The organism is Binatus soli (SeqCode) (genome assembly GCF_050015535.1).
Lineage (GTDB): Bacteria > Desulfobacterota > Binatia > Binatales > Binataceae > Binatus > Binatus soli.
Map to the genome: position 1 here is coordinate 142,606 of NZ_JBEKBF010000001.1, position 25,665 is coordinate 168,270.

Genomic DNA, 25,665 nt, shown 5'->3' on the forward strand with positions numbered 1-25,665 from the left:
TTGCATCCGGGCGCTTGGCAACTTACTCTGAACTCTGATGGACACCGTCGAAGAGAAACCCCGCATGGAGGTTCGCGTCGAGCCGCTGCGCGGTCTTCCTCTTGTCAAGGAAGTCGCTGCCGCAGTTGGCCGGGCGTTGGGTCTGACTCTGCTGTGGGGACTTGAAATCGTCCGGGATTCGTACTTCCGCCTTCTCGATCGTCTCAACGTTCGCCCGCGCCACAAACGCGCGAGCGCGTTTCCTCCCGGCCAACCGAAAAAACGCAAGGCCCCCACCACTCGCTAGCCGAATTTCCGCGCGCCGGCTTTTTGGTGCCCTCCGAAGCGTTAGATTTATCCGCGATTGTTCCCCTTCCCACGAGGGAAGCGATTAGGGGCCAGGTTTGCGCTTGTCGCCATCCCCTCTCCGCGCGCCCGCTTCTTTGCGCCATCCCGAGCGAAGTCTGCGCAGCCGAGGGACCCCGCATCCGCTGTCTCATTCTCGTCGAGCACCTGCGCCAGGTATCGCGCAAGCTTCTCGTCGAGCACCCGCACGAGCGCGTCGGTCTGCGCGGCTTGCGTGATCTTCAGAAATCCTTCGAGGCGATGCTCGCGGTCGTGAATGTGAATCAGCCGCGCGATCATGCTATGCGAGAGCGCTGCCAGTTTGATCTCGAGCGCGCGACGAATCCCCTCCATCGCATCCTCGAGTTCCGCCTGCGGCGACGCCGCGCCCAGCTGAAACCCGCAGCTCGAACATCGCGGCGTCGTCTCGGGCGCGATTGCGTCCTTGAGCTCGCATCGCACCACGCGCGCGCTTAGCTCCGCCACCCGCGCCCCCAGATGCTCGCCTTCGGGGGGACCCAGCGCGGCGATCGCGTTGAGCCGCGTGAGCGCGTCGAAGTACCGCCGCGCGTCGCCGGCCGCCAGCTCCAGCCGCTCCATCTTCACACACCATCGCGCATGCGCGCTCAGATAACACTGCACGTACGTCCATTTGAATTTTTGAAAGCGTGCTTCCAGCCCGTCCAGGCTGCGCGGCGGGCCCGTCAGGATTCGCGGCCCAAGTTCCACTCGGAGCAGTTCGCACTCGGTCTCCAATGAAGCAACCGCCGATTCGCGCGAGACACTTTCGGACAAACCGGCCTCGTCCGGCACCGCGCGCAGTCCTGTCGCAGCGAGAAACTCGCGCATCGAGCGCATCCGCGGGATCGACTCGCAAGCGGCCGCGATTGTCTCGTACGCGCCGGCGATTTGGACGGCCGACGCGAGATACGATCGATCGGCCGCCGCCTCGAGCATCGCAGCCGCGCCCGATTCCGCCAGCGCGATATATTCCGCGATCGCCGTGCGATTAGCCGCGGGCATCTCGAAGTTCGCTTCCGCAAGCGCCGACGCAAGCACGTCGCGCGTGCGGGTTGCCGCCTCGACGGCGTCGGCCATCGCGGCTTCGAGTCGTTTCAGCCGTGCATCCAGCCCCTCGCGGTCGCGCGCGAGCGTAAGCCGCGGTTCGAATCGCCGCGCCAGCACGAGCGCCGCGTTGAACGCCGCGAGCTCCGGCGCGCCTGCGGCCTGCGGGTCAAACCGGGCCGCGTCGGTCTCGAAACGGATCACGCCGCCGGTGGACACCTCCAGCCGGCGCAACAACTCGCGCACGGCCGCCAGCGCCCGCTCATCCGCCGTACCGTCGCGCGCGACCATCGGCACTCGCGACTTCAGTTCTTCGATCGCCAGCGCCGCCGTGCGGCGGCACGGCGGCGATCCCGTCGCGCGCAATCTTCCACGCGGCGCGCCCGGCTTCAGCCAGGAGCGCCTTAACCCGGTTTAAAATTACCGCATTCATAGTCAGGTCGGGCGGGTAGATCAGCCGCGCCGGCGATTCGCCGCCGCCGGCGCCGGCGAGAGTCGGCGAGGACAACACTTCGCGCGCCAGGCGCGACAGCGATACGATCGCAGCGACATCGGAACTTTCACCGGCTGCTTTGGGACGGGTGGCGATTGTTCGAAGCGCGCTTAGTGCTACCGGATGGAACGGGAAAATCGCATCGGGCGCCAATCCCGCCGTATCTATTCCAGCGTACGCGATGCCGGCGTCGAGCTCGGCGTCCTCGACAAGTCGTCGTGCGCGCCGCACCGCGACGATCGTTTCCTCGTTCGCGTCGTGCGGCGCCACCGCCAGCGGACGCGTCGCTTCCGGAGCCATCGTGCGTCCGGCCGCGATCACGGTGAACTTCACCTGGCGGAACGACGCGGCAACTTGAGCCAGCATCTTAAAGAAATCCGCCGCCGACTCGCATTGCGAAGTTCCGAAATCTATCGCGACCGTTATCGCCCTGATTCCCGTCCGCCGTGCGGTCTCCAGCCCCACGTTCAACGCGGCCGCACCGCGCATCTGCCGGAAAAGATCGCCTGATGAGCGCGGGTCGCCGCCGATTTGTTCCGCCAGGACGCTCAACAGGAACAGCTCGACCTCTGCCGCACTCACCCGTCCGGCCAGTTCGAGGCCGCACACCAGGCGGCGCATGTTTTGCGCGTCGAGCGCGCCCGCCCGCCTCTGCAGCGCGATTACGTAGTCAAGGAAATGCGTCTTGCCGCATCCCGCCGGTCCGCCAATCCAGAACACCGCCCCTTGCGGCTCAGCAAGGTGCTGATTGAGGACTTCCCACGAGCGTTCGGCCGCGCGCGTGAGCACGTAACTCGCGACGGTCGAGACGCGCGGCGACGTCTCCAGTTTCAATCGTTCGGGTGCAGGCGGCTCAAGCTCGAACCAGCGCCGCGGGCTCGCGCGCCGCCCCCCGCCGTTCTGCAATTCCATCTGATGAGACTATCGCAGTAGTGAGCATCAAAATGTCACGTTATGTGGACCAAAATGTGGAAAATTGGTCACTCCGGGAACCAGCCGGGGCCGGCCCGTGTACCAAGTCAGGAAAGAGACCGAATCAAAGTTAGCGAAACCCACGGTGGGTTTCACATTAAATTTAAGTGGATTTCCTCCTGCCCTACTCCCGGCACTCATTCCATGCCTGCGACGGCGCGTTGTTGTAGTTGAATCTCACGCACGCGACCGACGCACACGCACCAACCAAATCCGCCGTCGGCGGCACGTTCGCCTTCTTCATCAGCCACAGATTCAGCTCATTGACCATCTGCGGACCGAGTCCGTTCAGCTCCGGGACAACTACAATGTAGAGGGCGTCCTCCTGGCGCCGCGCCGTTGACCACGAGCCCCGCCGCGCAATCGACGGGAACGCCTGTATCCTGCGATGCGTTGCCGGACCCTCGACCACCTTCCAGTTGTTCGCAATCTCAACCGCCAGATGACGCGGGAACTCTTCCGTCAGGCCGCGGACATCCGTATCGCCGGGCCGTTCCACGCCGGCCGCGCAAGAGTGAACCTCGTTCCAGTAACGATCGATCGCTAACGCTGCGGCCTTCCTCGCGGCCTCGGTCTTATACTGGCCGTTGGTCTTGACGCGAATTCCGCCGGGCGTAATCAGGTCGGCCGTGAATTCCGTTGGCGACAACTCGAGCGGCCGTTTCCCGACTTCAGCCGGAGCGCCAGTGTCGTTCGACGGATAGTCAGTTGATTGCGTGGGCTCGCACGCGATTAGCGCATTCGAGACCGCGAGCGCCAATGCGACCGCCGACGCGCGCCGGATCGTCGCGCGAAACCGCCCGCGAGCGACTCCACGCCTGAACCCATCAAATTGTGCGACGCGCATCCGCTCAGATGACTCCGTCGCGCTTTAGGCGTTCGAGTTCGTCGGCGCCAATCCCGATCGACCCGAGTACGAGCGCGGCCCTATCAACTTGCGAATGTAAGCCGGAATTTCCATATCGAACCGGGCTTTCCAAACGAGCTACGCGGGCTTGTATCCTTCCACGCGATTCTCGATTGCATGCCTGAGCGCGTTAATTGAGTCGAGAGTCTGGGTGATCTTCACGAAAGTCTCGATTTTTGCAACCAGCTTGTCTGCCTTCAACTTCGCCCACCTTGTTTCGGCTTCTCTGGGCTTTATGCCATGCAACTCGTACAGTACCGAGATTTGCTCGCGGAAAACATCCAGCGGACCAAGCGCTCCCACCAGTGAGCGCAATTGCTGGATGTTGGCTGCTTTGGTGCGTGATATGCCGTGATGTCCTTCTTCCAACTCTTTGCCCAAGACGTCGAGAGTGGCTTTAAGAGACTCGCTCGCCGCGTCCACGTTCACAGTCTCCAGTAGCGCGACGGCCACGTTGATCTGAGCGGCCGTGTCAGCGATTTCGAGCAGGCGCTCTGACCTTTTGAGTTCGTCAAGCATTTGCTGAACTTTCTTGGTGCTTTCCATAAGCGTGCTCCCTCGTTTATTCTATGGCATAAGCATTTTTCTCGCTCAACGATCTCTATTGAGGGGTGCGTTCGATCTCGGGCGACCTACTCATCGCGCACTACCGGTCAACGTCGGATCCATGACAATGCCGGCAAAGAGCAGCGCGCCGGATTGCTGCTCGGTAATTGCGAAGAAGAACGGGTGATCCACGATCATCACAAACGGAGGCATGGATGCACGAACCGCAAGGGCCACACTGATGCCGATTGAGGTAGCGGCCGCGGCTTCGGTTCCCTCCTCATCGACTTTTACCCACGTCTTATGTTCAACGTCACTGATGAATAGGTAGGGATGAATTCGCGAAAAATCAGCTCTCCCGACATCGAACGCCAACCTCATTCCCATTTCCTTCAGAGTATCATTGAGCTGCTTGCTGTACGTCGTTTCGAACTTTGGGATAACTATCTCTCCGGACCTTCGAGCAAACTGACTTGTCCATTGCGTCCAATGCGTTTCATCGAGTGAGCGGATAAGATCGGGCAGTCCCGCCGTCTTGCGCGGCATAAATACGTACATCGCATAGCGCTGATTGCCATAGGGGATGCGAATGGCCTGGAAGTCCTGATTCTCGAGGTAAGAGTAACTTCCCGATTGATCCATCATTGCGGTCTGGCGCGAATCGCCGCTCAGAAGATGAAACGGCCGCGGCCGCGTTTGTGCTTTTTTGAACTGCGATGACCAGCGGCCTTTGAAGTAGACCGCGTCGGTCAGCATCAGCCGGGTATCGCCTCTAATCCCCGCGACTAAGACCGGAATCCGGTGATGGGTGTTTTTGTCAACCCACGAGTTGATTTCCGCGGCGGCACCTGTCGGATCGCCGATGAAATCCAGACTCGCAGCGTTGGCATCGTAGAAGGATTCGCACACTGTGCGAAAATCCGGATTGATTGGAAAGTCTTTCTGTACCCACAGCGCATTGGCGATTTCAGTCTGCACCGCGGGATCCGCCTCCGCGAGGGTGTGCATCAGGTAGTGATTGGCTCGATTGATGTCCTCATCGCCAAGCGATCCGAGAGCGAGCGTCCTGGCCATCTCCGTTTTGGTATCGCCAGCCGCGCCGTTGTATGCCATCGCGAACGCCGTCGCGACACCAAGCGGGGATATGACGGTGTTTTGAGTCGGGTCCTTGGCCAACGCGTTCAGCAGCCGAAAGCCGAAATCATCCGTCGCTGAAGAAACCCGGCTGATGACCGCCGGGTCGGGAGCGGGGATGTTCGCGGCTGCGATGCCTTCGCCTTTCACCAAAGCGCACGACGTCGCAATCGATGCGAGTACGAGCACGGCCCCTATCAACTTGCGAACGTAAGCGGGAATTTCCATATCGAACCGGATTTTGAAGTCCGCTTCAGCCTTCACGCATATACCACACGGCCCGCCTTTGCACGGCTCCAGCCCAGTTCAATGGTGTCCTGATTTAATTGGCCCCGACATGCTCGAAGCACTCCGACCCGCGCACGATCTCGCCGGCCGCGTCATGGTTGTTCTCCTGAGGCCCCGAACAGGCGGACTTCTCTCACAGGAAAGGGGATCTCGATCTTGCTCGCCCGGAACCGCTCGACGATGGCCTGATACAACTCCCCTCTTGCGGTGATCATATCCGCAATCATTACCCACGGCTGAATAGAAAGTGTAACAGACGAATCGGCAAGCTCGCTGATTCCTATCCAGGCTGCCGGTTCCCTTAAGACGCGCGGGTCTGCCGCAACAACCTGTTTGGCAACAACAAGCACCTCGGTCAGATTCGCGCCGTAGGCAACCCCAACCTTTAGCTGAAGCTGGCGGATCGTGCCGTAGTTATGGAGAATCTCGCCGACGATTTTGTGATTCGGTATGACGATGCGGGATTGATCGAGCTGCGCCAGAGTCGTTGAGAAAAGCTCGATCGTGAGCACCTGCCCCTGAACACCGAGCAGCTCGATATACTCTCCAACTCGATAAGGTTTGGTAAAAACGATCGACAGTCCGGCGATGATGTTTGCGAGCACGCCATGAAAAGCAAAGCCCACGCCCACGCCGGCGACGCCAACCGCGGCAACCAGCGGCGCGATCTGGAAACCAAGCTTGTCGAGCGCCACCAACAGCGTGAGCATAAGGACGAGAATTCGGGTTGCTCGGACGATCAGCAGGCGCATCGGCGCCTCCTTCACCCGAGCTTCGAGGCCTCGATTGGTGAGGTTCGCGACCCAGCGGGCCAGGAGAACGCCGACGATTAGAATGATCATCGCGCCAAGGATTTGGAATCCGTACCGGATGATAAGGTCCAGGGTGATGTCTTTTGCCGTCATGATGCAGCCTCCTTTGAGGGTGTTTTCTCTATTCGCTCAAACTCCTTTCCGCGGGCAAGAGAGACGCCATTCCAATGTCCCTTGAGGCGGACACCACCCCAGTTTTTGGCCCGGGGACTTCGCTCAGATGACTCCGTCGCGCTTGAGGCGTTCGAGTTCGTCGGCCCCGATTCCGATCGAGCCGAGCACTTCGGCGTTATGCTCGCCAAGCTCGGGCGGCCTTCTCATCGGCCGGTCACCTTCCGGCGCATCGGACATCTTAATAGGAGTGCCGGCGACGCGGATTGGACCCCTGGTGGGATATTCGCTGTCGATAAGCATCCGACGCTGAGCGATTTCAGGATCGGCGATCACTTCCTCGACCGTGCGCATCGGCGCGCACGGGATTCCCGCCTCGATCAGTCCCTCGACCATCGCGTCGCGCGGCTGCGCTCGCGTCCAATCGGAGACCATCGCGTCGATTTCATCGGCAATCTTCAGACGTGCGCCATGATTCCTGTATCGCGGATCGGCGATCAGCTCTTCGCGTCCCATCAATTTCGCCAGCGTGCGCCAATGCGCTTCGGTCAGGCAAAAGATCAATATCTCGCCGTCGCGCGCTGGATAGAGGTTGGTCGGGCATGCGCCCCAATGACGATTCCCCAGCCGCTCGAGCTTCATCCCTTGCAGCGCGGGCGCAACCGCGCTGGTCAGCGCGGCAATCGCCACGTCGAGCATCGCGACCTCGACATGCTGTCCGCGGCCGGTCCGCCCCCGACGTATCAGCGCGGCCAGGATTCCGCTCACCAGATGACTCCCCGTTCCCATGTCGATGAAAGTGGCGGGGGTCTTCACCGGATGGTCGGGAAATCCGGTGATACTGATGAATCCCGACGACGCCTGGATCGTATTGTCCATCGAGCCAAGCTTCGCGTACCTGCTGTTCGAGCCGTAGCCCTTGCCTGACGCGTAAATCAGCCGCGGAAACCGCGTGGCGATCTGCTCGTATCCCAGTCCGAACGACTCCATCACGCCGTCAAGATAATTCTCGACAAGCACGTCGGCGTCCTCGAGCAGCTTGAGCACGATTTGCTGCCCGCGCCGATCTTTCAGATTGATCGTGACCGAGCGTTTGTTCGCATTGAGCATCAGGAACGAGTAACCGGCGCCGCCCGGCGGCAGTTTCGGCTGCCGCAGCACTTCGCCTGTCACGGGAGGCTCGATCTTGATGACATCGGCGCCCATCGCCGCGAGTTGAAGCGTGCAGTACGGCACCGCGTAAACCTGTCCCAGATCGATCACGCGGACTGCGTCAAGAGGCAAACCCGGCAGACTCATCGCGCCTCTCCTTGTTCAGTCTTCATCGCAAAAGCGAGCGGGCGATCACCATCCGATGCACTTCGCTGGGGCCTTCGCCGATCCGGCGGATTCGCGCCTCGCGGTACCACCGCTCGATGGGGAACTCCTTGCTGACGCCGTAGCCGCCATGAATCTGCACAGCGCGATCGATCACGCGGCCGAGCACTTCGCTCGAATAGAGCTTTGCGATCGACGCCTCGGTGCGGAAATCTTCGCCGCGATCGGCCTTCCACGCTCCTTCCCACGTCAGCCACCGCGCCGCGCGCAGCTCGACCTCCGAATCCGCGAGCATCCACTGTATCGCCTGCCGCTTGGCGAGCAGTTCACCGAAGGTGCTGCGCTGCTTGGCATGATCGATCGCCATCCTGAGGGCAGCCACTCCCACCCCGACATTGCACGCCGAGTACGGAAAGCGCAGCCGCGTCAGCAGATCGAGGCATAGATTCAGGCCCTCGCCCTCGGGCCCCAGGCGCTGCTCGATTGGCACGACGCAATCTTCGAACTGAACCTCATTGGGTACCGCCGAGGTGCGCAGTGTGCGAATCGGCCGCGCCGTGAATCCCGGCGCGCCCTTCTTGATTATGAAGCAGGTGATTCCCTTGCGGCCGGCCTTGGCGTCGGTGCGGGTGAAGACGACGCCCCACTCGGCCTCGTGCGCATGCGAAATGAAAATTTTCGTTCCGTTGAGGACGTAGGTATCGCCCTGGCGAACCGCTTTGCACTGGATCGCGCCGGCCGGATCGGAACCGCCCGACGGTTCCGTGATCGCGAAGAAGGTGTGCCAGGCATTCTTGATGGTGCCGCCGGCGTAGGTGCGCTTCTGTTCCTCGCTGCCCGCGTAGATCACCGGTGGCGGCGTGCGCCCGAAGACCCCGCATCCAGGGTTGTAGAGTCCCATGCGATGCTGCGCCATTTCCTCGGTCAGCACGCACATGTCGAAAGTGCCCAGACCACCGCCGCCGTACTCGCGCGGCGCGCCCATGCACCACATTCCGGCGGCTTGCACCTTGCGCGCGATCGGCCAGTATTCATCCTCGGGAATCTCGGGCGCGTCGGGATCGATCCGCGCTTCGATCGGGATAATTTCCTCGCGGATTATTCTTCCAACTTGACCGCGAAGCGACCTCAGTTCCGGCGACAGTACGAATCCATTGTCAGCGTCCATCAGAACAGTTCCTCCGGCGGTTTTCCGTCTCCATCGAGCCCGCGCGCAAGCGCGTTGAGCCACATCTCGCGGATCCATTCGAGATCGTACGCGCCCCAGGTTCCCTTGATTTCGGGATCGATCCCGCGGATGCGCTCGATGGCGCCCGCGACTTTGGCGATGGCGGCTTCGCCACGTATCCGGCGATCGGCGCCTGCCTCGCCGAGCGCTCCCAGATAGTCAGACAGTCCCGCGAGCACGTCGCTGCTATAGCGCCAGAGACCCTTCTCCGCATCCGCGAGGGGAGTATCCAGGCTCAGCGCAATCTGGTCAGCCGCGGCAATCGCCTCGTTGAACGTCAAGGCGGCTTCTCGCAACTCGTCGCGCTTGCGCGCGGTCCTTTCGGGCGGCATCACCGGCAGCATCACGTCGGCATAGTCGAGGCACAGCTTCGACGCGCGCTCAACAGCGCGATAGGCGGCGGCCATCTCGGGGGCGCATCGCGGATGCCGTCCGACGGATACGTCAACTAAAGTTGTATCGGGCTCGAAATCGGGATCTCGCGATCCGCGAACGAATGCCTCCAGGTTCACAGGATAGGCCATGACGCTGTAGGCGCCAAAAGTCAGGCACGAAATGCTCGTGATCCCAAGCGACCGATAGGCGCGGAGATCGCGCGCCACTACCGCAGGCGTCGCGAAGCCCAAACCGCCGAACAGGATCGCGTCGGCGTAATACTCGAAGACGTGGCCGCGGCCCTTGAAGATCTCGATGTAGCGTTTGAGCGATTCGAGGTAGCGCGGATTAATCTCGCACGCCGGATCGTCGATCGCATGGCTGTAGCATCGTTCGCGCGGCGCCCATTCGAACCATACGTTGTCCAGCGGCCTCAGGCCGGGATGCGGATCGATGGTGTCGTGATAGGCGAGATAGGCGATTGGCGGAGCATCGGAGTCATCGGCGAGTGCACCGGCAATTGCATTAACGACATTCATGTATTGGATCTGCGGCGGGAGCTCGCGGCATTGACCGCATCGGCACCACGCGCCGCGCCATACGTCGGCGCCCCAGATGTGCAGCAAACTGTTCTCGGGATGGTCGTGAACGTAGGCGAGCGCGCCCGCGCGGACGATAGCAACGGCGTCGGGATTGGAGACGCAGAGATTGCCGCGGGCGATTCGAACGCCGTCGTCGCCGGCCGGGAAATACTCCGGGTGCTCCGCGAAGCGATCGCGCGGCAGCAGAAGTTGCAGGACGTGGCCGCCATATTCGACGTCTATTGCGCGCTCGCGCAGAAGCGGCGCGATCTCGTCGATCTTGAGGCGCGTGTCGTGCGCATGGCGGATGTACGAGAACGCGTTGATCCCCTGGCGCGCCATCCATGGGATGAATTCGCGGTCGTGGCGAAGATGCAGATCGAGGCGGTCGGCGAAGTTGTAGTTCCAGGTCATGATGTCGGACACGAATGCGCGACGCTTGAAGGCGGGAGTTACGCGCCAGGGTTCGAGCGCGCCAACGCGGGCACTCTCGATGCGCGGATACGATGGCGCAACGCCCGGTGGGAACTGTGCGCCGAGCTTTTCGAGCAGATTCGACGCCGCATGGATTAGTCCGCGCTCCGTCCCGGCACGAATCACTATCGAGCCGGCGCCGGCGCCGCCGCCTTCGCGTGTGACCTCGAAGCTGTCGCCTTCCAGTGCGATAGGCGCTGCGTGCGCGGAAGGCGCCGAATCGCCGAGCTCAATTCTCATTTCGGCTCGTGGTAGCGACGCGTCCGCGGACGATCCGACCCGAGCGGCGAGCATCGCCGCGAGTCCGCTCGACAGATCGCGAGCGGCGAGCGCCGCGACTTCGCCGCCGGCGCCGCTGAAGCGTACTCGGGGACAGGGGCCGACGCCTGCTTTGCTCACTTCTTATAGAACTCCCGATGTGTTCGACCCGTCGTTTTTCCGGGGGTCCCGGAATGATAACATGAGCGTCGCGCTTTGATAGCGTGGCCGCATCCTAATCGAAACCATCGACAGGTCCGATCCGCACAATGCCGAGTCCAAATGAAATTCTCGCCGAACTCAAGAAAATAAAATACCCGGGCTTCACCCGCGACATCGTGTCGTTCGGGATCATAAAAGATATCGAAGTCGCGTACGCAGGCGTGACCGTCTCGCTCATGGTGGCGTCGGCTAAACCCGAAGTCGTCGAGAAAATCGTGGCCGAGGTGAAGACGACGGTTGCGGCGATGCCGGGCGTGCCTGCCGTCAACGTCCAGGTCGAGCAGGCTCCGCAGAGCGCGCCGAGGGCTGCGGCCGGGATAGCGCAGCCGCGGACAATCGCGGGCGTCAAGCACATCGTCGCGGTGGCCAGCGGCAAGGGCGGAGTCGGCAAATCGACGGTCGCGGTGAACCTCGCGCTCGCGATGCACGCGTTGGGTTGGCGCGTCGGCCTGATGGACGCCGACGTGTACGGGCCAAGCGTGGCGATGATGGTCGGGGTCGAGAAGGCGGTGACGGTCACACCCGAGCGGCGCATCATTCCATTGGAGCGGTACGGAATTCGCTACATATCGATGGCGCTGTTCATCAACGACGAGACCGCGGTCATCTGGCGCGGGCCGATGGTCACCAAGCTCGAAACGGAATTTCTGTTCAACGTCGAATGGGGCGAGCTGGATTGCCTGGTGCTCGACCTACCTCCCGGCACGGGAGATGCGCAACTGACAATCACGCAGCGCGTCGCGCTTGACGGCGGCGTGATCGTGACGACGCCGCAGGAGATCGCGCTGCTCGACGTGAAGCGCGGCGTGGCGATGTTCGAGGAAGTTCACGTGCCGGTGCTCGGCGTGGTCGAGAACATGAGCTACTACGTTTGCCGCAAGTGCAACCATCGCCACGAGATTTTCGGCCACGGCGGCGGCGCCGCGCTGGCGCGTTCGCTCAACGTGCCGTTCCTGGGCGAGCTGCCGCTGGTTCGCGAGCTGCGCGAAGGGGGAGACCGGGCAAGCCCGATCGTCGCGGCCCTCCCGGCTCATCCGGTGAGCGCGGCGTTCAAGTCGATTGCGTCGAAAGTGATCGAAGGACTCGACCGATCGGAAGCCCAGCACGCGTCTTAGCGGATGTCAGAACGGCCAAAGATTTCGCTGATCACGATTACGCGCGACGAAGAGGCGCTGATCGGCCAGTGCCTGAAGAGCGCGTGGTTCTGCGACGAGAAAATCATCATCGATTCGTTCTCGACCGACAAGACGGTCGAGATCGCGCGCCGCCTCGGCGCCGACGTCGTGCAGCATGAGTTCACGAACTACGTGAAGCAGAAGCAGATGGCGCTCGATCGCGCGACGGGAGACTGGGTGCTGCTGATGGATGCCGACGAGCAGGCGACGCACGACCTCGGCGAGGAAATTGTTCGCACGGTATCATCGCCGGCGCCCGCCGACGGCTACCGGATTCGGCGCATCCTGTACCACCTGGGGCATTACTACTCGCACGCGATTTATCCGGACACGCCGGTGCGCCTGTTCCGGCGCGAACGCGGGCATATAGGCGGCCGCGATCCGCATGACAAGGTCGTAGTCGAAGGACGGGTCGAGCGGCTGGACGGGCAGATTTTGCATTTCAGCTACCGCGATATCGCGGATCACGTTGCGACGATTAACCGGTTCAGCTCGCGGGCGGCGATGGAGCAGGAGCCGAACGCGTTCACGCCATTCAAGATGATAGCGAATCCGGCGTGGCGGTTTTTCAATTTTTATATTCTTCGCGGCGGGTTTCGCGACGGCGGACGCGGATTGTACGCCGCGATGACGGCCGCATTCTACGTGTTTCTCAAATACGCGAAACTCTACGAGCGCCGGCTCAAGCAGGGGTGACCCCTTGTATCTTGCGGTCAGGGTCGCAAGATGGATTCAAACCTGGGCGCGGCAGACCGATAACCCCTGGGTCCGCAACGAGCGAGACCGCGGTGCAGCGCGGGTCGCCGCGCCCTGAAAACCAGGTCACAGCCCGAACAGTCGCCGGGGCCGGCGCAAGTGGTCGAGCCCGCACCGCGCAAGGACGGGCGCGGCCGGAACGCAGAGGTGCAGCGATGGAAGCTCAAGTGTACGTCGGGATCGATGTAAGCAAGGCGCGGTTGGACGTGGCGCTGGGGGCAACGGGTAAGTTGTTGGAGGTGGCCAACGATGCCGGCGGGATCGCCAGCTTGGTCGCACGGCTGGTGGAGCTTGCGCCGGCGCTGGTGGTGCTGGAAGCCAGCGGTGGGTTGCAGACCGCGCTGGTCGCCGAGTTGGGCGCGGCCGGGATGCCGGTGGTGGTAGTCAACCCGCGCCAGGTGCGCGAGTTCGCGCGCGCCAGCGGACGGCTGGCCAAGACCGACACGCTCGACGCGCGTGTGCTGGCGCTGTTTGCCGAGCGGATGCGACCCGAAGTGCGCCGGCTGCCCGACGCGCAGGAACTCGAGCTCAAGGCGCTGGTCGCACGGCGCCGCGAGCTGGTTGAGATGCTGACCGCCGAGCGTAACCGGCTCGGCAGCACGCCCAAGCTGCTGCACAAGGAGATCACCGCGCATATTCGCTGGCTGGAGGGCCGGCTCAAGGAGCGTGACGGTGATCTTGACCGGATGCTGCGCAGCTCGCCGCTGTGGCGCGAGCGCGAAGACCTGCTGCGCGCAGTCCCCGGAGTCGGTCCGGTGTTGTGCGCCACGTTGCTGGCCGACCTGCCTGAACTAGGCGCACTCTCGCGCCAGCAGATCGCCAGCCTGGTCGGCGTGGCTCCGCTCAACCGCGACAGCGGCAGCATGCGCGGGCGGCGCACGGTGTACGGCGGTCGCGCCCAAGTGCGCGCCGCACTCTACATGGCCACGCTCGCCGCAGTGCGCTGCAATCCCGCGCTTAAAGACTTTTACCTGCGGCTGCGCAGCATGGGTAAGCCCGCCAAGCTCGCGCTTACTGCGGCCATGCGCAAGCTGCTCACCGTCCTCAACGCCATGCTCAAACATCGCACCCCATGGAGTCCTCAATGCCCCGCCTAAAACAAAAAGCGCGATCCAACCCATCCTCTCAACCCCTTGAGGAGGGTGGGTTGGATCGCGTGTCCAGCTTGACCCCCATCACAGTCGCTGCACCCAACGTTAAGAGCAGGACTGGGGATCCACTTCTATCGCGGCGCAGACCTGATAATTTAACCGACAGCCCATGAAACGACTGCTCTTCTACGCGCGACGCTACCGGTTGCGTTACGCATTCGGGATCTCATGCACGTTCGCGAACGCCACGCTCGCGATGATCATTCCGTTGTTCATCCGCGGCGCGATAAACGCGACCGGCAAGCATCGATTCGACCTGGTCGCGCATTACGCGGAGTTGATGATCGTTTTCGCGCTGATGCTGGGAACAGTCCGCTGGTTCTCGCGCTTCGTTATTTTCAACGTGGGACGCGATATCGAGTACGACTTGCGCAACGATCTGTTCCAGCATCTGACGACGCTTGGCACCGACTTCTACCAGAAGTTCAAGACCGGCGACTTGATGTCGCGGATGATCAACGACCTGACCGCGGTTCGAATGATGGCGGGAATGTTCGTGATGTCGGTCTCGAATACTCCGCTGATGTTCGGGCTCGGGCTGGCTTTCATGAGTTCGCTCAGCCCGCACCTGACGTTGTTCGCGATACTTCCGTACCTTGTTCTGTTCGTCGCGATCCGCTGGCTCATGCGAAGTATGATGATGCGCAGCCTGAGAGTGCAGGAGGGGCTGGCGACGATCGGCTCGAAGGTGCAGGAAAGCCTGGCGGGGATCCCGGTCGTGAAAGCGTACACGCTGGAGGAACACGAGGCCGGGCTGTTCCGCAAAATCAACGACGCTTACAACGAGCAGGGTCTCGCGCTGGCCCGCACGCGCGGCGCGATGATGCCGATGATTCGCGGCGCGGCGGCGACCTCGACGATGGTCGTGCTGATTTACGGCGGGTCGCTGGTGATGAACGGACGAATGTCGCTCGGATCGCTGGTGGCGTTCCTGAGCTACCTGGGCCAGCTCGCGTGGCCGACCATCTCGCTCGGATACATGCTGGCGATTTATCAGCGCGGCAAGGCGTCGATGAAGCGTCTCGACGAGATTTTCAACGCGCGCGGGGCCGATAGCGTCGCAGGGGAGGAGCTCAGGCTCGAGATAAATGGGGCAGTCGAATGGGAAGGAGTCTCGTTCAGCTACCTGCCGAATAATGGCGACGGAGCGAACGGAAAGGTTCCGTACGTGCTCAAGAACATCAACGTCAAAGTGGGCGCGGGAGAAAAGCTCGCAATTGTCGGCCGCACCGGGTCGGGAAAATCAACCATGGTCAAGCTGCTGACCCGGCTGCTGGAACCGACCAAGGGACGAATACTGCTCGACGGCCGCGACATAGAAGAGATGGCGCTGGGCGCGCTCCGACGCACGGTGGGAATGGTCCCGCAGGAGCCGACGCTGTTCACGGACACGCTCGCGCGCAACATCGCATTCGGAAAGACCGATGCGTCGATCGATGAAATCCAGAACGCCGCGCGCATCGCGGGACTCGAGCCGGACATCGCGGTGTTGCCGCATGGACTCGACACGGTAGTCGGCGAACGCGGAATGGCGCTGTCGGGCGGGCAGAAGCAACGCGTCACAATAGCACGGCTGCTCGCCTACAATCCGGCGATCGTCGTGCTGGACGACGCGCTGTCGAGCGTCGATACCGAAACCGAAAAGGCGGTGCTGGACAGTCTCGAGAAGAGCGTACAGGGCCGCACCACCATCGTGGTTTCGCATCGCGCGTCGACGGTGAGGGACTCCGATCAGATCGTGGTGCTCGAAGACGGGGAGATTGCCGAACGCGGCACGCACGAGGAACTGATGGGTCGCCGTGGAATTTACGCAGAGCTGTTCCATCGCCAATTGCTCGAAGAGGAATTAAGCCGCTACTGAAATGCAGGTCGCCGAGGAAAAGGCGCTCGCCAGGACCTACGATGCCGCGCTGGTGCGATGGGTGTGGGGTTTCATCCGCCCTTACCAGGGGCTGTTCTGGCTGGCGACGGTGATGATGCCGCTGGACACGGCGTTTTTGCTCGCACAGCCATACGTGATCAAGCTCACGGTTGACGAATTTCTGTCGGGCTCGCATGGGGCACGGCCACCCGCATGGCTCGCGATGCTGTTTCGTGCGTCGGGCGGACACGGCCTGTTCGTGCTGGGCGCTTTGTATCTGCTGCTGGTGATCGGCGAGTTCGCCGCGTTCTACGCTCAGTTTTACCTGATGATGATGGTCGCGCAGTACAGCCTCTCCGATCTTCGGATGGCGCTGTTTCGCAAGGTCGAGCGTTTGCCGATGTCGTTCTTCGATCGCACGCCGGTCGGCAGGCTGGTCAGCCGAATGACGACCGATATCGATGCGATCAACGATATGTTCTCGGCGGGGTCCTTGACGATATTCATCGATGCGATGACGCTCCTGGGCGTCGTGACGATCATGTTCTCCTTGAGCCCGCGCCTGGCGTTGTCGGCGCTGTGCGCGATTCCGCCGCTGACGCTGGTCATCTACTTTCTGAGTTCCAGATCGCGCATCGTGTACGGCCAGATACGCGACCGTCTCGCCGCGTTGAACGCTTACCTGTCCGAATCGCTGGCCGGCATGATGATAGTGCAGCTCTTCACGCGCGAACGCGAAAGCCGCCGCGAGTTCGATGCGCTCAACCGGCGTTCGCGCGACGTGCAGATGATGGCCAACGTTTACGAGGCCGCCCAATTCTCATCGGTGGAGGCGCTAAGCTCCATCACGGTCGCGGTTATTCTGTGGATCGGCGGCGGCAGCGTGATTCGGCAGTTGGTGACGTTGGGCACGCTGATCGCGTTCATCCAGTACGCTCAGCAGTTTTTCATGCCGTTGCGCGAGATCTCTACCAAGTACAGCGCGCTCCAGTCGGCGCTCGCGGCGGTCGAGAAAATCCACGCCCTGATGGAAGGCGAGAAGATGCTTCCCGTTCCGGCGCATCCGCAGCGGCCGGCGGTCTCGCGCGGGGCGATCGTGTTCGATCACGTCAACTTCGAATATCGCCGCGGCGAACCGATTCTGAAAGACCTGAGCTTCACGGTCGAGCCGGGACAGAAGATAGCGATCGTGGGGCCGACGGGTTCCGGAAAAACGACGATCATCAAGCTGCTGAATCGTTCGTACGATGTGACCGGTGGACGAATCCTGGTTGACGGCGTCGACGTGCGCGAGTGGGACCTCGGCGCTCTTCGCCGCGAAATCGGGTACGTGCAACAAGACGTGTTCCTGTTCGCGGGCGATGTGATGGAAAACATCCGCCTGTCGCGAACCGACCTGAGCGAATCCGAAGTGCGCGATGCGCTGCGGCGGGCGCAGGCTTTGCGATTCGTCGAGCGGTTGCCGAACGGACTCGCAGAGCAGATTCGCGAACGCGGCGCGAACCTGTCGGGGGGGCAGCGCCAACTGCTGTCGTTCGCACGCGCGCTGGCGTACAACCCGCGAATCCTGGTGATGGATGAAGCGACCTCGAGTGTGGACAGCGAGACCGAGCGCCTGATCCAACTGGCGCTGAACGAGTTGCTGGCGGAGCGCACCGCGGTCGTAATCGCGCATCGGCTGTCCACCATCGAGCGCGCCGATCGGATCATGGTGCTGGGCGCAGGCGTGCTGCGCGAAAGCGGCACGCATGACGAACTGCTCGCACAGCGCGGACTCTACTACCGGCTATTCGAATTGCAGTACGCCGCAATGGCGAACAGCGACCGCCTTGTGGCGGGCTGACGCCAGCCTGGTGGACGGAGAAGTGGCTAGCACGACGCGGCGCCCGGCGCGGGCGCGACTTCAGGCGGCATATCTGCTGCGCCTGGCAGCATTGGTCTTCGCGCCGATTGTGCTGGGCGGATGCTACGCGGGTTACCTCGCACGCGCCGCGTACGAGGAAGGCCGAATTCTGTGGAACCGCAAGCCGATTGACGATGCGCTCGCGCGGGGAGACCTTCCGGCGGACATTCGTGCGAAGCTGGAGACCGTGCTCGCGGTGCGCAAGTTCGCGGCCGAAGAACTCGGCCTCAATGTCGGCGGTGCGTATCAAAGCATCGCGCTCGTGGCTCAGAGCGCGGTCGTGCACGTCTTGATGGCGGCGCCGCGCGACTCGCTGGAGCCGTACACATGGTGGTTCCCGATAGTAGGCCGCGTACCGTATCGCGGCTATTTCGACGAGAGCGATGCGACGGCCGAAGCGGCGGCGCTCGAAGCACAAGGGCTCGACACGATGGTGCGGCCGGCGGTTACGTTCTCGAGCCTCGGATTTTTCAGCGACCCGCTGCTGTCGAATCTGCTCAAGCTGGACCGCGTCGAGCTGGCCGGCGTGATCATCCACGAACTTTTCCATCGCACGTATTATCTGGCGAGCGATGCGATGTTCGACGAATCGGCCGCCAACTATGTCGGCAGCGCGAGCGCGGTAGCTTTTTTCGCGGCGACTGACGGTGAATCGGCGCCCGCCACAATCGCGGCGCGTGGCATCCTGGAGAGCGATCTCAAGTTCGCGGGCTTTCTGCTCCAGGAGCAGGCGCGCCTGCTCGACATCTACATGGCGAAGCCGCCGAAACAGGAGCTCGACAAGCGCCGCGAAACGGCCTTCGCAGCGATCAAGGCCGACTACGCTGCGCTGGCGCCGTCGCTATCGGGACTCGAGCGCTTCGACCTCGACAAGCAGCCGCTGAACAACGCCGTGCTGGTGAACTATCTGATCTACTTTCACGACCTCGACAACTTCGCCGCGCTCGATCGGATGAATCACGGCGGCTTGCGCGCGACGATCGCGCAGATCATTTCGATCGCGAAGGCGCATCCCGACGATCCTTTCTACGCCATCTGGGAGGCGACCCGCGCGGCTCCCGCGCCTTCCGGCGGCGGCTAGGTTGCAAGCGCGGCGGCGATTGCGCGCGACAGTTCCGCTTCGCGGCCGCCGAAGAAATGATCCGCGCCGGTTATGATCTCGAGTCGCGCCGAGTCGCCGATTTTGGACATAAGCGTTTTCAGCCCCGCGACGGGCGAGTACGAATCGCGATCGCCCGAAACCAGCAGTATGGGCTTGGATGCGCCATCCGGAATGCGCGCATCAGCCATCGCAAGCGGCAGCGCGACAGCGACTATTCGCGCGATCTCCGCGCGTGAATATCCTGCGCTCACCGCGACCATCGCGCCGAACGAATATCCTGCCATCACGGCGCCCTCTTTGCGCACGCCGGGCTGCGCGAGCACAAACGCCATTGCCGCGACGGCGTCATCGACTTCGCCGGGGCCGCCGTCATGCTCGCCCTCGCTGGCGCCGACGCCGCGAAAGTTGAAGCGCAAGGTCGCATATCCGGCTTGCCACATCGCCGCGAGGATCGCATCGACAACGTTGTTGAACATCGAGCCGCCATAGGCCGGATGCGGGTGACAGACCACCGCTGCAGGCGCATTTGCGCCTGGATTGGCGAGCAGACCTTCCAAGCTCAAATCGCCGGATTGAAACGACACCTGAATTTCCTGCATCGCGCGCCTCTCAAAACTTAAACTGTCACTTCATATTTTCCCGGACTACGGTTCCGTCGATCGCTGATATAATACAGTCCATCGCAATGGATGAAACTCCCCGACTTGCGGCTGACAGGATGCTGATGCGATTAGCGCGATGGCTGCGGCTGCTCGGCGCCGACGTTATTACGGACTCGTCACTGACCGGCGCTGAGCTTCTGAAGATCGCTCGCGCAGACAACAGAATCCTGGTGACCCGCGATAAACGCCTTCGAACCGCGGCCGACGTTTTTTTCATCGAGGGCAACGCGATCAGAAGTCAATTGCGCGAGGCTGTCAGACGCTTCCGGCTCGACCCGCGAGTGATTGCGCTGACGCGATGCTCACGATGCAACCATCTGCTGACGTCGGTTGCACGCGAACTCGTGTCGCGGCGAGTGCCGCCCTACGTCTTTGCCAGCCACGATCGATTTGCCGAGTGCGAGAGGTGCGGCCGAATTTACTGGTCCGAGACGCATCCGGAGCGAATCCATGCGATGCTGGATTCAATCGCGTTCTGACGTCCTGACGCGCAGCCGCGCGGTGGCTTTTTCTTTGCGTTGCATTAGGGAGGCTTTGGCGACTATAAGAATTTCGGGGACCCCAGATTCGAATTACTGATTAGCGGCTGGGGGAAAAATGTTTAATTTCAGGCCTTTCCCATCTGCGCTCGTGATTCTGCTCCTGACTCCACTGAGAGCGCACGCGGTTTCGCTGACCCTCAATGGAAGCAGCGCCGATTTGCAGATGGACAACACGCAGGCGGTCTATGCCAGCGACAGCAACGGCGTCCCGACGCTGATCACCGGAATCGGAATGCCGGCGCCCGGTGGCGGCGTCGTGACCGAAGTCGGCGTGCCGTCGATGATGCCCGATGGACGCGTGATCTTCGGCGCCGAGACGCAGCCCAAGGACACCAATATCAAGGCCCGGTGGAATATCTTCATCGGCAATGCCGATGCCGTACCGAGCCATCGCGTAGTCGCGGCGTTCAATCCCAAGGGGCCAGTCGGTGATTGCAGGCCCGCGTTCAAGGGCGACCCTTACCCGCTGGCAGACATGGACGGAAATATCGCGTTCATGTCGATAGTGCCGCATGGCCGTGACGCGCTGTTTTTTTATTCGCACGGCAAACTCACCTGCATGGCGAAGGCGGGTAACAAAACCAATGAAGGGCACGAGATCGCAGTGCTGAGCTTCGGCAGCCCGCAAATGAGCGATGACGGCCAGGTCGTGTTCACCGGGTTTCTCGGCGAGAACGGGAAGCCGGCTGGACATCGTCAGGCGCTCCTGCTGGCTTCCGTTGACGGCGGCGTTTCGGAGCTTGCGGTCGAAGGCGAATACGGACCGAATCACACGCTCTATCAGCGCCCGTTCGGATTGCCGGCAGCGCTGCCCACTCCGCTTGGGATAATGGTCGCGTTCACGGCCAAGTCGCCCAGCGGCGCGGCGCTGTTCCTGTACAGCGGGGGTTCAATGGCGAGGATCCTGCCGACCGGCACTCTGACTTCGGTCGGTCCGGTGTCATATCTGTCGGCGGGGCGCCCGGGTTTGATGGCTGACGGAACGACCGCGGTGCTCGCGGGATGCGCGCGCATACCCGCAATTTTCCGGCTGACCCGACAGCGCCTCGATTTGCGGATTCAGCGCGGACAGCTAACTCCCTTCGGCACTGAACTGGAGTCGCTGGGCGACCCGGTGCTGACGGCTTCCGGCGCTATGTTCATCGGGGCCACCGATTCTGATGATCACGAAAAGCTCTACGTGCTATCGCCTGACGACGCATTTTTCGAGGTCGGCGAGTCTGAACTGATCTACCGAATCGCGATGGGCGCGCAGAAGCATCATTCGATCTTCACAGGCACGCTGACGGTGAATCAGCACGGCGACTTCGCCTATCTCGGCGGCCGGTGAGAAATAAGCATGGCGTCAGGACCCTCGCAATTTCTCGCGCTCACTCCCAAACTCTATGAATACCTGGTTGCGCACGGCCACAACGGCGATCCGATCCGCGCCGAACTGGCCGCTGAGACCGCAAAATTGGGGTGGATTAGCACAATGCAGATTGCCGCCGAGCAAGGCACTTTCATGGCGATCCTCGCCGGCGCGATCGGCGCGCGCTCCGCAGTCGAGGTCGGGACGTTCACCGGCTACAGCGCACTCTGCGTGGCTCGCGCATTGCCCGCCGACGGGCGGCTTCTATGTTGCGACGTGAACGAGGAATGGACGAGCATCGGGCGCCGCTATTGGGAACGGGCGGGCGTCGCGAACAAGATAACACTCAAGCTGGGGCCCGCGGCCGACACGCTGAAGGCGATCCCGGCTTCGCATAGCTTCGACTTCGCATTTATCGACGCCGACAAGTCAAGCTACGCGATCTATTACGAGGAAATTCTGAAGCGGCTGCGTCCGAACGGACTCATCCTGCTCGACAACGTGCTGTGGAAAGGCGCAATCGTCGATGAAGCGATAAAGGACGCGGACACGCTGGCGCTTCGCGCGCTCAACGACTTCATCGCCAAAGACACCCGCGTCGAGGCCGTGATGATCGGCTTCAGCGACGGCGTCACTATCGTTCGCAAGAAGTAACCGCGCGAACCGCTCGAATCCGGCGTGAACGAAGTCAACACTCGCCGTCTGATCGGCACGCCCGCTGTTCCTGGCGACTTCGCAGATATTCGCATCCTGCACGCCGATCCGCGCGTGATGGCGACGCTGTCCGCCGACGGCAACACTTTCAGCGAAGTGCAGACCCGTGCTTTCCTGAAAAACGCCGCCGAGCATTGGAAGCTGCACGGTTTCGGATTGGGGGTCTTCCGCGAGCAGGTCTCCGGCGAGTTTGTTGGTTACGGTGGAATCAAACACGCCGTCGTCGAGGGCCGCGACGAGATCGAACTCGCGTATGCAATCAGGTCCGACAACTGGGGGATAGGACTCGCGACTGAGATTTCAATCGCGGCGCTGAAGCTGGGTTTCAACGTGATGCGCCTGGAACGAATCGTTGCCTTCACCTTGCCGCACAACCGGGCGTCGCGCGGCGTAATGGAGCATTGCGGCTTCACCTACCAGCGCGACATCGTGCATGCCGGCCTGCCGCACGTCCTCTATATTTTGGAAGCTCGCGACTTCTTCACCCGCTCCTGAAACCATGCATGCGCCGCGACATAGTTGGAGCCGCACGATCGGCACGCTAAACTCGCGTAGTTGAGACGCATATCCGGCGACATCACGATGGACGAACGTTACGACCCAAAAAAAATCGAGCCCGCGTGGCAGGCTGATTGGCAACGCACCAATCTCTACCGCACGCGCGAGGAACCCGGCCGGCCAAAATTCTACATCCTCGAGATGTTCCCCTACCCGTCCGGCGCCGGCCTCAGCGTCGGTCATCTGCACAACTACGTTCCGTGCGACGTCGTCGGGCGCTTCAAGCGGATGGCGGGATTCAACGTGCTGCACCCGATGGGATGGGATGCGTTCGGACTGCCCGCGGAAAACGAGGCGATCCTGAAAGGGTCGCATCCAACCGAAACCGTGCCGCGTTACGCCGCCAACTTCAAGCGCCAACTGACAATCTCCGGATGTGCGTACGACTGGACGCGCGAGATCAACTCGTCGTCGCCGGAGTATTACAAGTGGACTCAGTGGTTCTTCCTGATGCTCTACAAACGCGGCCTGGCCTACCGCGGCACCGGGGCGCAATGGTGGTGCGACAAGTGCCGCACGATCCTCGCCAACGAGCAGGTCGTCAACGGATGCTGCTGGCGGCATACCGACAATCCGGTCAGCAAGAAGGATCTCGAGCAGTGGTATATCAAGATCACCGATTACGCGGATCGATTGCTCGCCGATCTGGATGGGATCGACTGGCCGGAGCCGATCAAGCTGATGCAGCGCAACTGGATCGGGCGCAGCGAAGGCGCGGAACTTGCTTTCCCGGTGGCCCGCCACGCCGGTAAAGAAATCCGCTTTTTCACCACACGCCCCGACACCGTCTTCGGCGTATCGTTCATGGTGCTCGCGCCGGAGCATCCACTCGTCGCCGAGATAACTGGCCCCGCCGAGCGCGCCATGGTCGAGAGTTATGTCGCCGACGCGCGCCGCCAGAGTGAAATCGAGCGGATGTCGACGGTCAAGGAGAAATCCGGCGTCTTCACCGGCGCCTACGCGCACAACGTCTTTACCGGCAAGGACGTCCCTATCTGGATCGCCGACTATGTCCTGATGGGCTACGGCACCGGCGCAATCATGGGCGCACCCGGCCAGGATCAGCGCGATTTCGAGTTCGCTAGAAAGTATGGCCTCGAGATCCCGCGGGTGACGGCACCAGCCGACGGCAGCGCTCCACCGGCGGATCGCGCGTTCACCGAACCCGGCATCGCGATCAACTCGCGCTTCCTCGACGGCAAAACGACGGCTCAAGCGATCGATATGGTAACAAAGTACGCCGAGGAAAACGGAATCGGTCGCGCGACCATCACCTACCGGATGCGCGACTGGCTGATCTCGCGTCAGCGCTACTGGGGATGTCCGATTCCGATGGTGTATTGCAAGACGGATGGAATCGTACCGGTGCCGGATGATCAAATCCCCGTGATGCTTCCTGCGATGAAGGACTATTTGCCGTCGGGCACCGGCCGCTCTCCGCTCGCCAACGTAGCCGAGTTCGTCAACACGACCTGCCCAAAGTGCGGAGGCCCGGCTGAGCGCGAGACCGACACACTGGACGGCTTCGCATGCTCCTCATGGTACTTCATCCGCTTCGCGTCGCCGCATGAAGACAGCCGCCCATTCGATCGCGGGGCGGTCGATTACTGGTTGCCGGTCGATCTCTACGTCGGTGGCGCCGAGCACGCCGTGATGCATCTGTTGTACGCGCGGATGTGGACCAAGGTCATGTTCGACGCGGAACTGATTGGATTCGATGAACCTTTTCCCGCCCTGCGCAACCAGGGTGTGGTGTGGGCCTCCGACGGCCAGCGCATGTCGAAGAGCAAGGGCAACGTCGTCACGCCGGACGCGATGATCGAAAAGTACGGCGCTGATGCGCTTCGGCTCTGGGAGCTGTTCATGAGCCCCTTTGACGAAGCGACCAACTGGAACGAAAGCGGCGTTGCGGGCACGCTCCGATTCATCACTCGCGTGTGGACCATGATTCGGCGCTATGTCGAGGCGGGATGCCCCGGCGCAAAGCCCAACGAAGAAACGCTCAAGCGCGCGCACAAAACGATCCAGCTCGTCACCGATCATATCGAGCGGCTGCGCTTCAACACGGCTATCGCGTCGCTGATGGATCATCTCAACTATTTGGCGAAGCTCAGGCCCGGGGAGATGGACCGTTTCAGCGCGGAGACCTTTGTGCTGATGCTCGCGCCGATGGCGCCGCACGTCACGGAGGAAATGTGGCGGGCGCTTGGCCACGATACTTCCGTTCATCTGGAGGCGTGGCCGAAGTTCGATCCGAAACTGGTGCGCGACGAGATGGTAACCGTCGTCGTGCAGGTTAACGGCAAGGTCCGCGATCGCCTGGAGGTCGGCGCGGGCGCTTCGGAAGCCGACGTGCGTGAACTCGCGCTCAAGAGCGAGGCCGTCGCGCGCCACCTCGCCGGCAAGACGCCGACCAAGTTCATCTTCGTAAAAGACAGGATGCTCAGCATCGTCGCGTAGCCGCGTCAATCGCCGCGCTGGTTCAGTTTGCAGGCCTGATAGGCCGAAAGGGCTCGGAACGGCAATTCATACCATATGTAGTGGTTTTGGGACGGCTGCGCTCTATGGCTAGTTTCGTTCCGTCAGAAATTATTTCTGCTAAAAGCGGAGGCCGCCCGATTTCGGGCGAACCCGGCCAGTATGAGGCATCGTGGGGGTTGTCCATACCGCACGCGTAGCACACTAAATCCGCCGCGGTCAGGCTGAACAGTTCATCCCCAAACCCGGCCTGAAACCCGGGTTCAGCTTCATCGAAACTGAACCAGCGCCCAAATCGTCACGAA

At 62.0% G+C, this 25,665-nt stretch carries 22 protein-coding genes; 12 read left to right on the top strand and 10 right to left on the bottom strand.

What is annotated here, in order from left to right:
• Nucleotides 1-37 precede the first annotated feature (37 nt).
• Nucleotides 38-286, top strand: coding sequence for a hypothetical protein (locus ABR989_RS00665; RefSeq protein ID WP_428125072.1), 249 nt, complete (start codon nucleotides 38-40; stop codon nucleotides 284-286).
• 47 nt (nucleotides 287-333) lie between these two features.
• Here ABR989_RS00665 and ABR989_RS00670 read toward each other — a convergent pair whose 3' ends face one another.
• From ABR989_RS00670 to ABR989_RS00710, 9 genes are all read right to left on the bottom strand, one after another.
• The gene (locus ABR989_RS00670) at nucleotides 334-1,755 is read right to left on the bottom strand and encodes a hypothetical protein (RefSeq protein WP_428125073.1); all 1,422 of its coding nucleotides are present in this window, start codon (nucleotides 1,753-1,755) and stop codon (nucleotides 334-336) included.
• Nucleotides 1,652-2,794, bottom strand: a complete 1,143-nt coding sequence (locus tag ABR989_RS00675) for a hypothetical protein (RefSeq protein ID WP_428125075.1) — start codon at nucleotides 2,792-2,794, stop codon at nucleotides 1,652-1,654. Before ABR989_RS00675 ends, ABR989_RS00670 begins: the two co-directional genes overlap by 104 nt.
• Before the next feature lie 184 nt (nucleotides 2,795-2,978).
• Nucleotides 2,979-3,701 (bottom strand): hypothetical protein, encoded by a 723-nt coding sequence (locus tag ABR989_RS00680; RefSeq protein ID WP_428125076.1) that lies wholly within the window; start codon nucleotides 3,699-3,701, stop codon nucleotides 2,979-2,981.
• 138 nt (nucleotides 3,702-3,839) lie between these two features.
• The gene (locus tag ABR989_RS00685; protein ID WP_428125078.1) at nucleotides 3,840-4,307 is read right to left on the bottom strand and encodes a hypothetical protein; all 468 of its coding nucleotides are present in this window, start codon (nucleotides 4,305-4,307) and stop codon (nucleotides 3,840-3,842) included.
• A 90-nt stretch (nucleotides 4,308-4,397) separates the two neighbouring features.
• Nucleotides 4,398-5,669 (bottom strand): serpin family protein, encoded by a 1,272-nt coding sequence (locus ABR989_RS00690; protein ID WP_428125286.1) that lies wholly within the window; start codon nucleotides 5,667-5,669, stop codon nucleotides 4,398-4,400.
• 152 nt (nucleotides 5,670-5,821) lie between these two features.
• The gene (locus ABR989_RS00695; RefSeq protein WP_428125079.1) at nucleotides 5,822-6,634 is read right to left on the bottom strand and encodes a mechanosensitive ion channel family protein; all 813 of its coding nucleotides are present in this window, start codon (nucleotides 6,632-6,634) and stop codon (nucleotides 5,822-5,824) included.
• A 123-nt stretch (nucleotides 6,635-6,757) separates the two neighbouring features.
• Nucleotides 6,758-7,951, bottom strand: a complete 1,194-nt coding sequence (locus ABR989_RS00700) for a CaiB/BaiF CoA transferase family protein (protein ID WP_428125080.1) — start codon at nucleotides 7,949-7,951, stop codon at nucleotides 6,758-6,760.
• Between the two features lie 22 nt (nucleotides 7,952-7,973).
• Nucleotides 7,974-9,137, bottom strand: a complete 1,164-nt coding sequence (locus ABR989_RS00705; RefSeq protein WP_428125081.1) for an acyl-CoA dehydrogenase family protein — start codon at nucleotides 9,135-9,137, stop codon at nucleotides 7,974-7,976.
• A complete protein-coding gene (locus ABR989_RS00710; RefSeq protein ID WP_428125083.1) occupies nucleotides 9,137-11,026 on the bottom strand; it encodes a DUF4838 domain-containing protein in 1,890 nt (629 codons plus the stop codon). Before ABR989_RS00710 ends, ABR989_RS00705 begins: the two co-directional genes overlap by 1 nt.
• A 128-nt stretch (nucleotides 11,027-11,154) precedes the next feature.
• Between ABR989_RS00710 and ABR989_RS00715 the strand changes: the two genes are divergently transcribed.
• From ABR989_RS00715 to ABR989_RS00740, 6 genes are all read left to right on the top strand, one after another.
• On the top strand, nucleotides 11,155-12,222 hold the full coding sequence (locus ABR989_RS00715; RefSeq protein ID WP_428125084.1) for an Mrp/NBP35 family ATP-binding protein: 1,068 nt from the start codon (nucleotides 11,155-11,157) through the stop codon (nucleotides 12,220-12,222).
• 3 nt (nucleotides 12,223-12,225) lie between these two features.
• Complete coding sequence (locus ABR989_RS00720; protein WP_428125085.1) at nucleotides 12,226-12,978, top strand: glycosyltransferase family 2 protein; 753 nt, start codon at nucleotides 12,226-12,228, stop codon at nucleotides 12,976-12,978.
• Nucleotides 12,979-13,193: 215 nt separating this feature from the next.
• Nucleotides 13,194-14,135 (top strand): IS110 family RNA-guided transposase, encoded by a 942-nt coding sequence (locus ABR989_RS00725; protein WP_428125087.1) that lies wholly within the window; start codon nucleotides 13,194-13,196, stop codon nucleotides 14,133-14,135.
• A gap of 163 nt (nucleotides 14,136-14,298) precedes the next feature.
• On the top strand, nucleotides 14,299-16,050 hold the full coding sequence (locus ABR989_RS00730; protein WP_428125088.1) for an ABC transporter ATP-binding protein: 1,752 nt from the start codon (nucleotides 14,299-14,301) through the stop codon (nucleotides 16,048-16,050).
• A 1-nt stretch (nucleotide 16,051) separates the two neighbouring features.
• Nucleotides 16,052-17,893, top strand: a complete 1,842-nt coding sequence (locus ABR989_RS00735) for an ABC transporter ATP-binding protein (RefSeq protein WP_428125089.1) — start codon at nucleotides 16,052-16,054, stop codon at nucleotides 17,891-17,893.
• Nucleotides 17,894-17,915: 22 nt separating this feature from the next.
• Complete coding sequence (locus tag ABR989_RS00740; protein ID WP_428125090.1) at nucleotides 17,916-19,034, top strand: aminopeptidase; 1,119 nt, start codon at nucleotides 17,916-17,918, stop codon at nucleotides 19,032-19,034.
• Here ABR989_RS00740 and ABR989_RS00745 read toward each other — a convergent pair.
• Entirely contained in the window at nucleotides 19,031-19,654 is a 624-nt protein-coding gene (locus ABR989_RS00745; protein ID WP_428125092.1) for an alpha/beta hydrolase, read from the bottom strand. The two genes, ABR989_RS00740 and ABR989_RS00745, sit on opposite strands and share 4 nt — an antisense overlap.
• A gap of 86 nt (nucleotides 19,655-19,740) precedes the next feature.
• Between ABR989_RS00745 and ABR989_RS00750 the strand changes: the two genes are divergently transcribed.
• From ABR989_RS00750 to leuS, 5 genes are all read left to right on the top strand, one after another.
• Nucleotides 19,741-20,196 carry a Mut7-C RNAse domain-containing protein gene (locus tag ABR989_RS00750; protein WP_428125094.1) on the top strand — a complete coding sequence of 152 codons (456 nt, stop codon included), beginning with the start codon at nucleotides 19,741-19,743 and terminating at the stop codon, nucleotides 20,194-20,196.
• Between the two features lie 118 nt (nucleotides 20,197-20,314).
• Entirely contained in the window at nucleotides 20,315-21,589 is a 1,275-nt protein-coding gene (locus tag ABR989_RS00755; RefSeq protein WP_428125096.1) for a DUF7453 family protein, read from the top strand.
• 9 nt (nucleotides 21,590-21,598) lie between these two features.
• Nucleotides 21,599-22,264 (top strand): O-methyltransferase, encoded by a 666-nt coding sequence (locus tag ABR989_RS00760; protein WP_428125097.1) that lies wholly within the window; start codon nucleotides 21,599-21,601, stop codon nucleotides 22,262-22,264.
• 24 nt (nucleotides 22,265-22,288) lie between these two features.
• Nucleotides 22,289-22,819, top strand: a complete 531-nt coding sequence (locus ABR989_RS00765; RefSeq protein WP_428125098.1) for a GNAT family N-acetyltransferase — start codon at nucleotides 22,289-22,291, stop codon at nucleotides 22,817-22,819.
• 87 nt (nucleotides 22,820-22,906) lie between these two features.
• Nucleotides 22,907-25,342, top strand: a complete 2,436-nt coding sequence (gene leuS / locus ABR989_RS00770) for a leucine--tRNA ligase (protein ID WP_428125099.1) — start codon at nucleotides 22,907-22,909, stop codon at nucleotides 25,340-25,342.
• The last annotated feature ends 323 nt before the right edge of the window (nucleotides 25,343-25,665 follow it).

Coding starts and splice junctions, on each gene's coding strand:
- ABR989_RS00690 (WP_428125286.1), bottom strand. CDS start 5,669: ATGGAAATTCCCGCTTACGTTCGCAAGTTGATAGGGGCCGTGCTCGTA.
- ABR989_RS00665 (WP_428125072.1), top strand. CDS start 38: ATGGACACCGTCGAAGAGAAACCCCGCATGGAGGTTCGCGTCGAGCCG.
- ABR989_RS00760 (WP_428125097.1), top strand. CDS start 21,599: ATGGCGTCAGGACCCTCGCAATTTCTCGCGCTCACTCCCAAACTCTAT.
- ABR989_RS00695 (WP_428125079.1), bottom strand. CDS start 6,634: ATGACGGCAAAAGACATCACCCTGGACCTTATCATCCGGTACGGATTC.
- ABR989_RS00675 (WP_428125075.1), bottom strand. CDS start 2,794: ATGGAATTGCAGAACGGCGGGGGGCGGCGCGCGAGCCCGCGGCGCTGG.
- ABR989_RS00700 (WP_428125080.1), bottom strand. CDS start 7,951: ATGAGTCTGCCGGGTTTGCCTCTTGACGCAGTCCGCGTGATCGATCTG.
- ABR989_RS00685 (WP_428125078.1), bottom strand. CDS start 4,307: ATGGAAAGCACCAAGAAAGTTCAGCAAATGCTTGACGAACTCAAAAGG.
- ABR989_RS00730 (WP_428125088.1), top strand. CDS start 14,299: ATGAAACGACTGCTCTTCTACGCGCGACGCTACCGGTTGCGTTACGCA.
- ABR989_RS00715 (WP_428125084.1), top strand. CDS start 11,155: ATGCCGAGTCCAAATGAAATTCTCGCCGAACTCAAGAAAATAAAATAC.
- ABR989_RS00750 (WP_428125094.1), top strand. CDS start 19,741: ATGGATGAAACTCCCCGACTTGCGGCTGACAGGATGCTGATGCGATTA.
- leuS (WP_428125099.1), top strand. CDS start 22,907: ATGGACGAACGTTACGACCCAAAAAAAATCGAGCCCGCGTGGCAGGCT.
- ABR989_RS00735 (WP_428125089.1), top strand. CDS start 16,052: ATGCAGGTCGCCGAGGAAAAGGCGCTCGCCAGGACCTACGATGCCGCG.
- ABR989_RS00720 (WP_428125085.1), top strand. CDS start 12,226: ATGTCAGAACGGCCAAAGATTTCGCTGATCACGATTACGCGCGACGAA.
- ABR989_RS00755 (WP_428125096.1), top strand. CDS start 20,315: ATGTTTAATTTCAGGCCTTTCCCATCTGCGCTCGTGATTCTGCTCCTG.
- ABR989_RS00745 (WP_428125092.1), bottom strand. CDS start 19,654: ATGCAGGAAATTCAGGTGTCGTTTCAATCCGGCGATTTGAGCTTGGAA.
- ABR989_RS00725 (WP_428125087.1), top strand. CDS start 13,194: ATGGAAGCTCAAGTGTACGTCGGGATCGATGTAAGCAAGGCGCGGTTG.
- ABR989_RS00680 (WP_428125076.1), bottom strand. CDS start 3,701: ATGCGCGTCGCACAATTTGATGGGTTCAGGCGTGGAGTCGCTCGCGGG.
- ABR989_RS00705 (WP_428125081.1), bottom strand. CDS start 9,137: ATGGACGCTGACAATGGATTCGTACTGTCGCCGGAACTGAGGTCGCTT.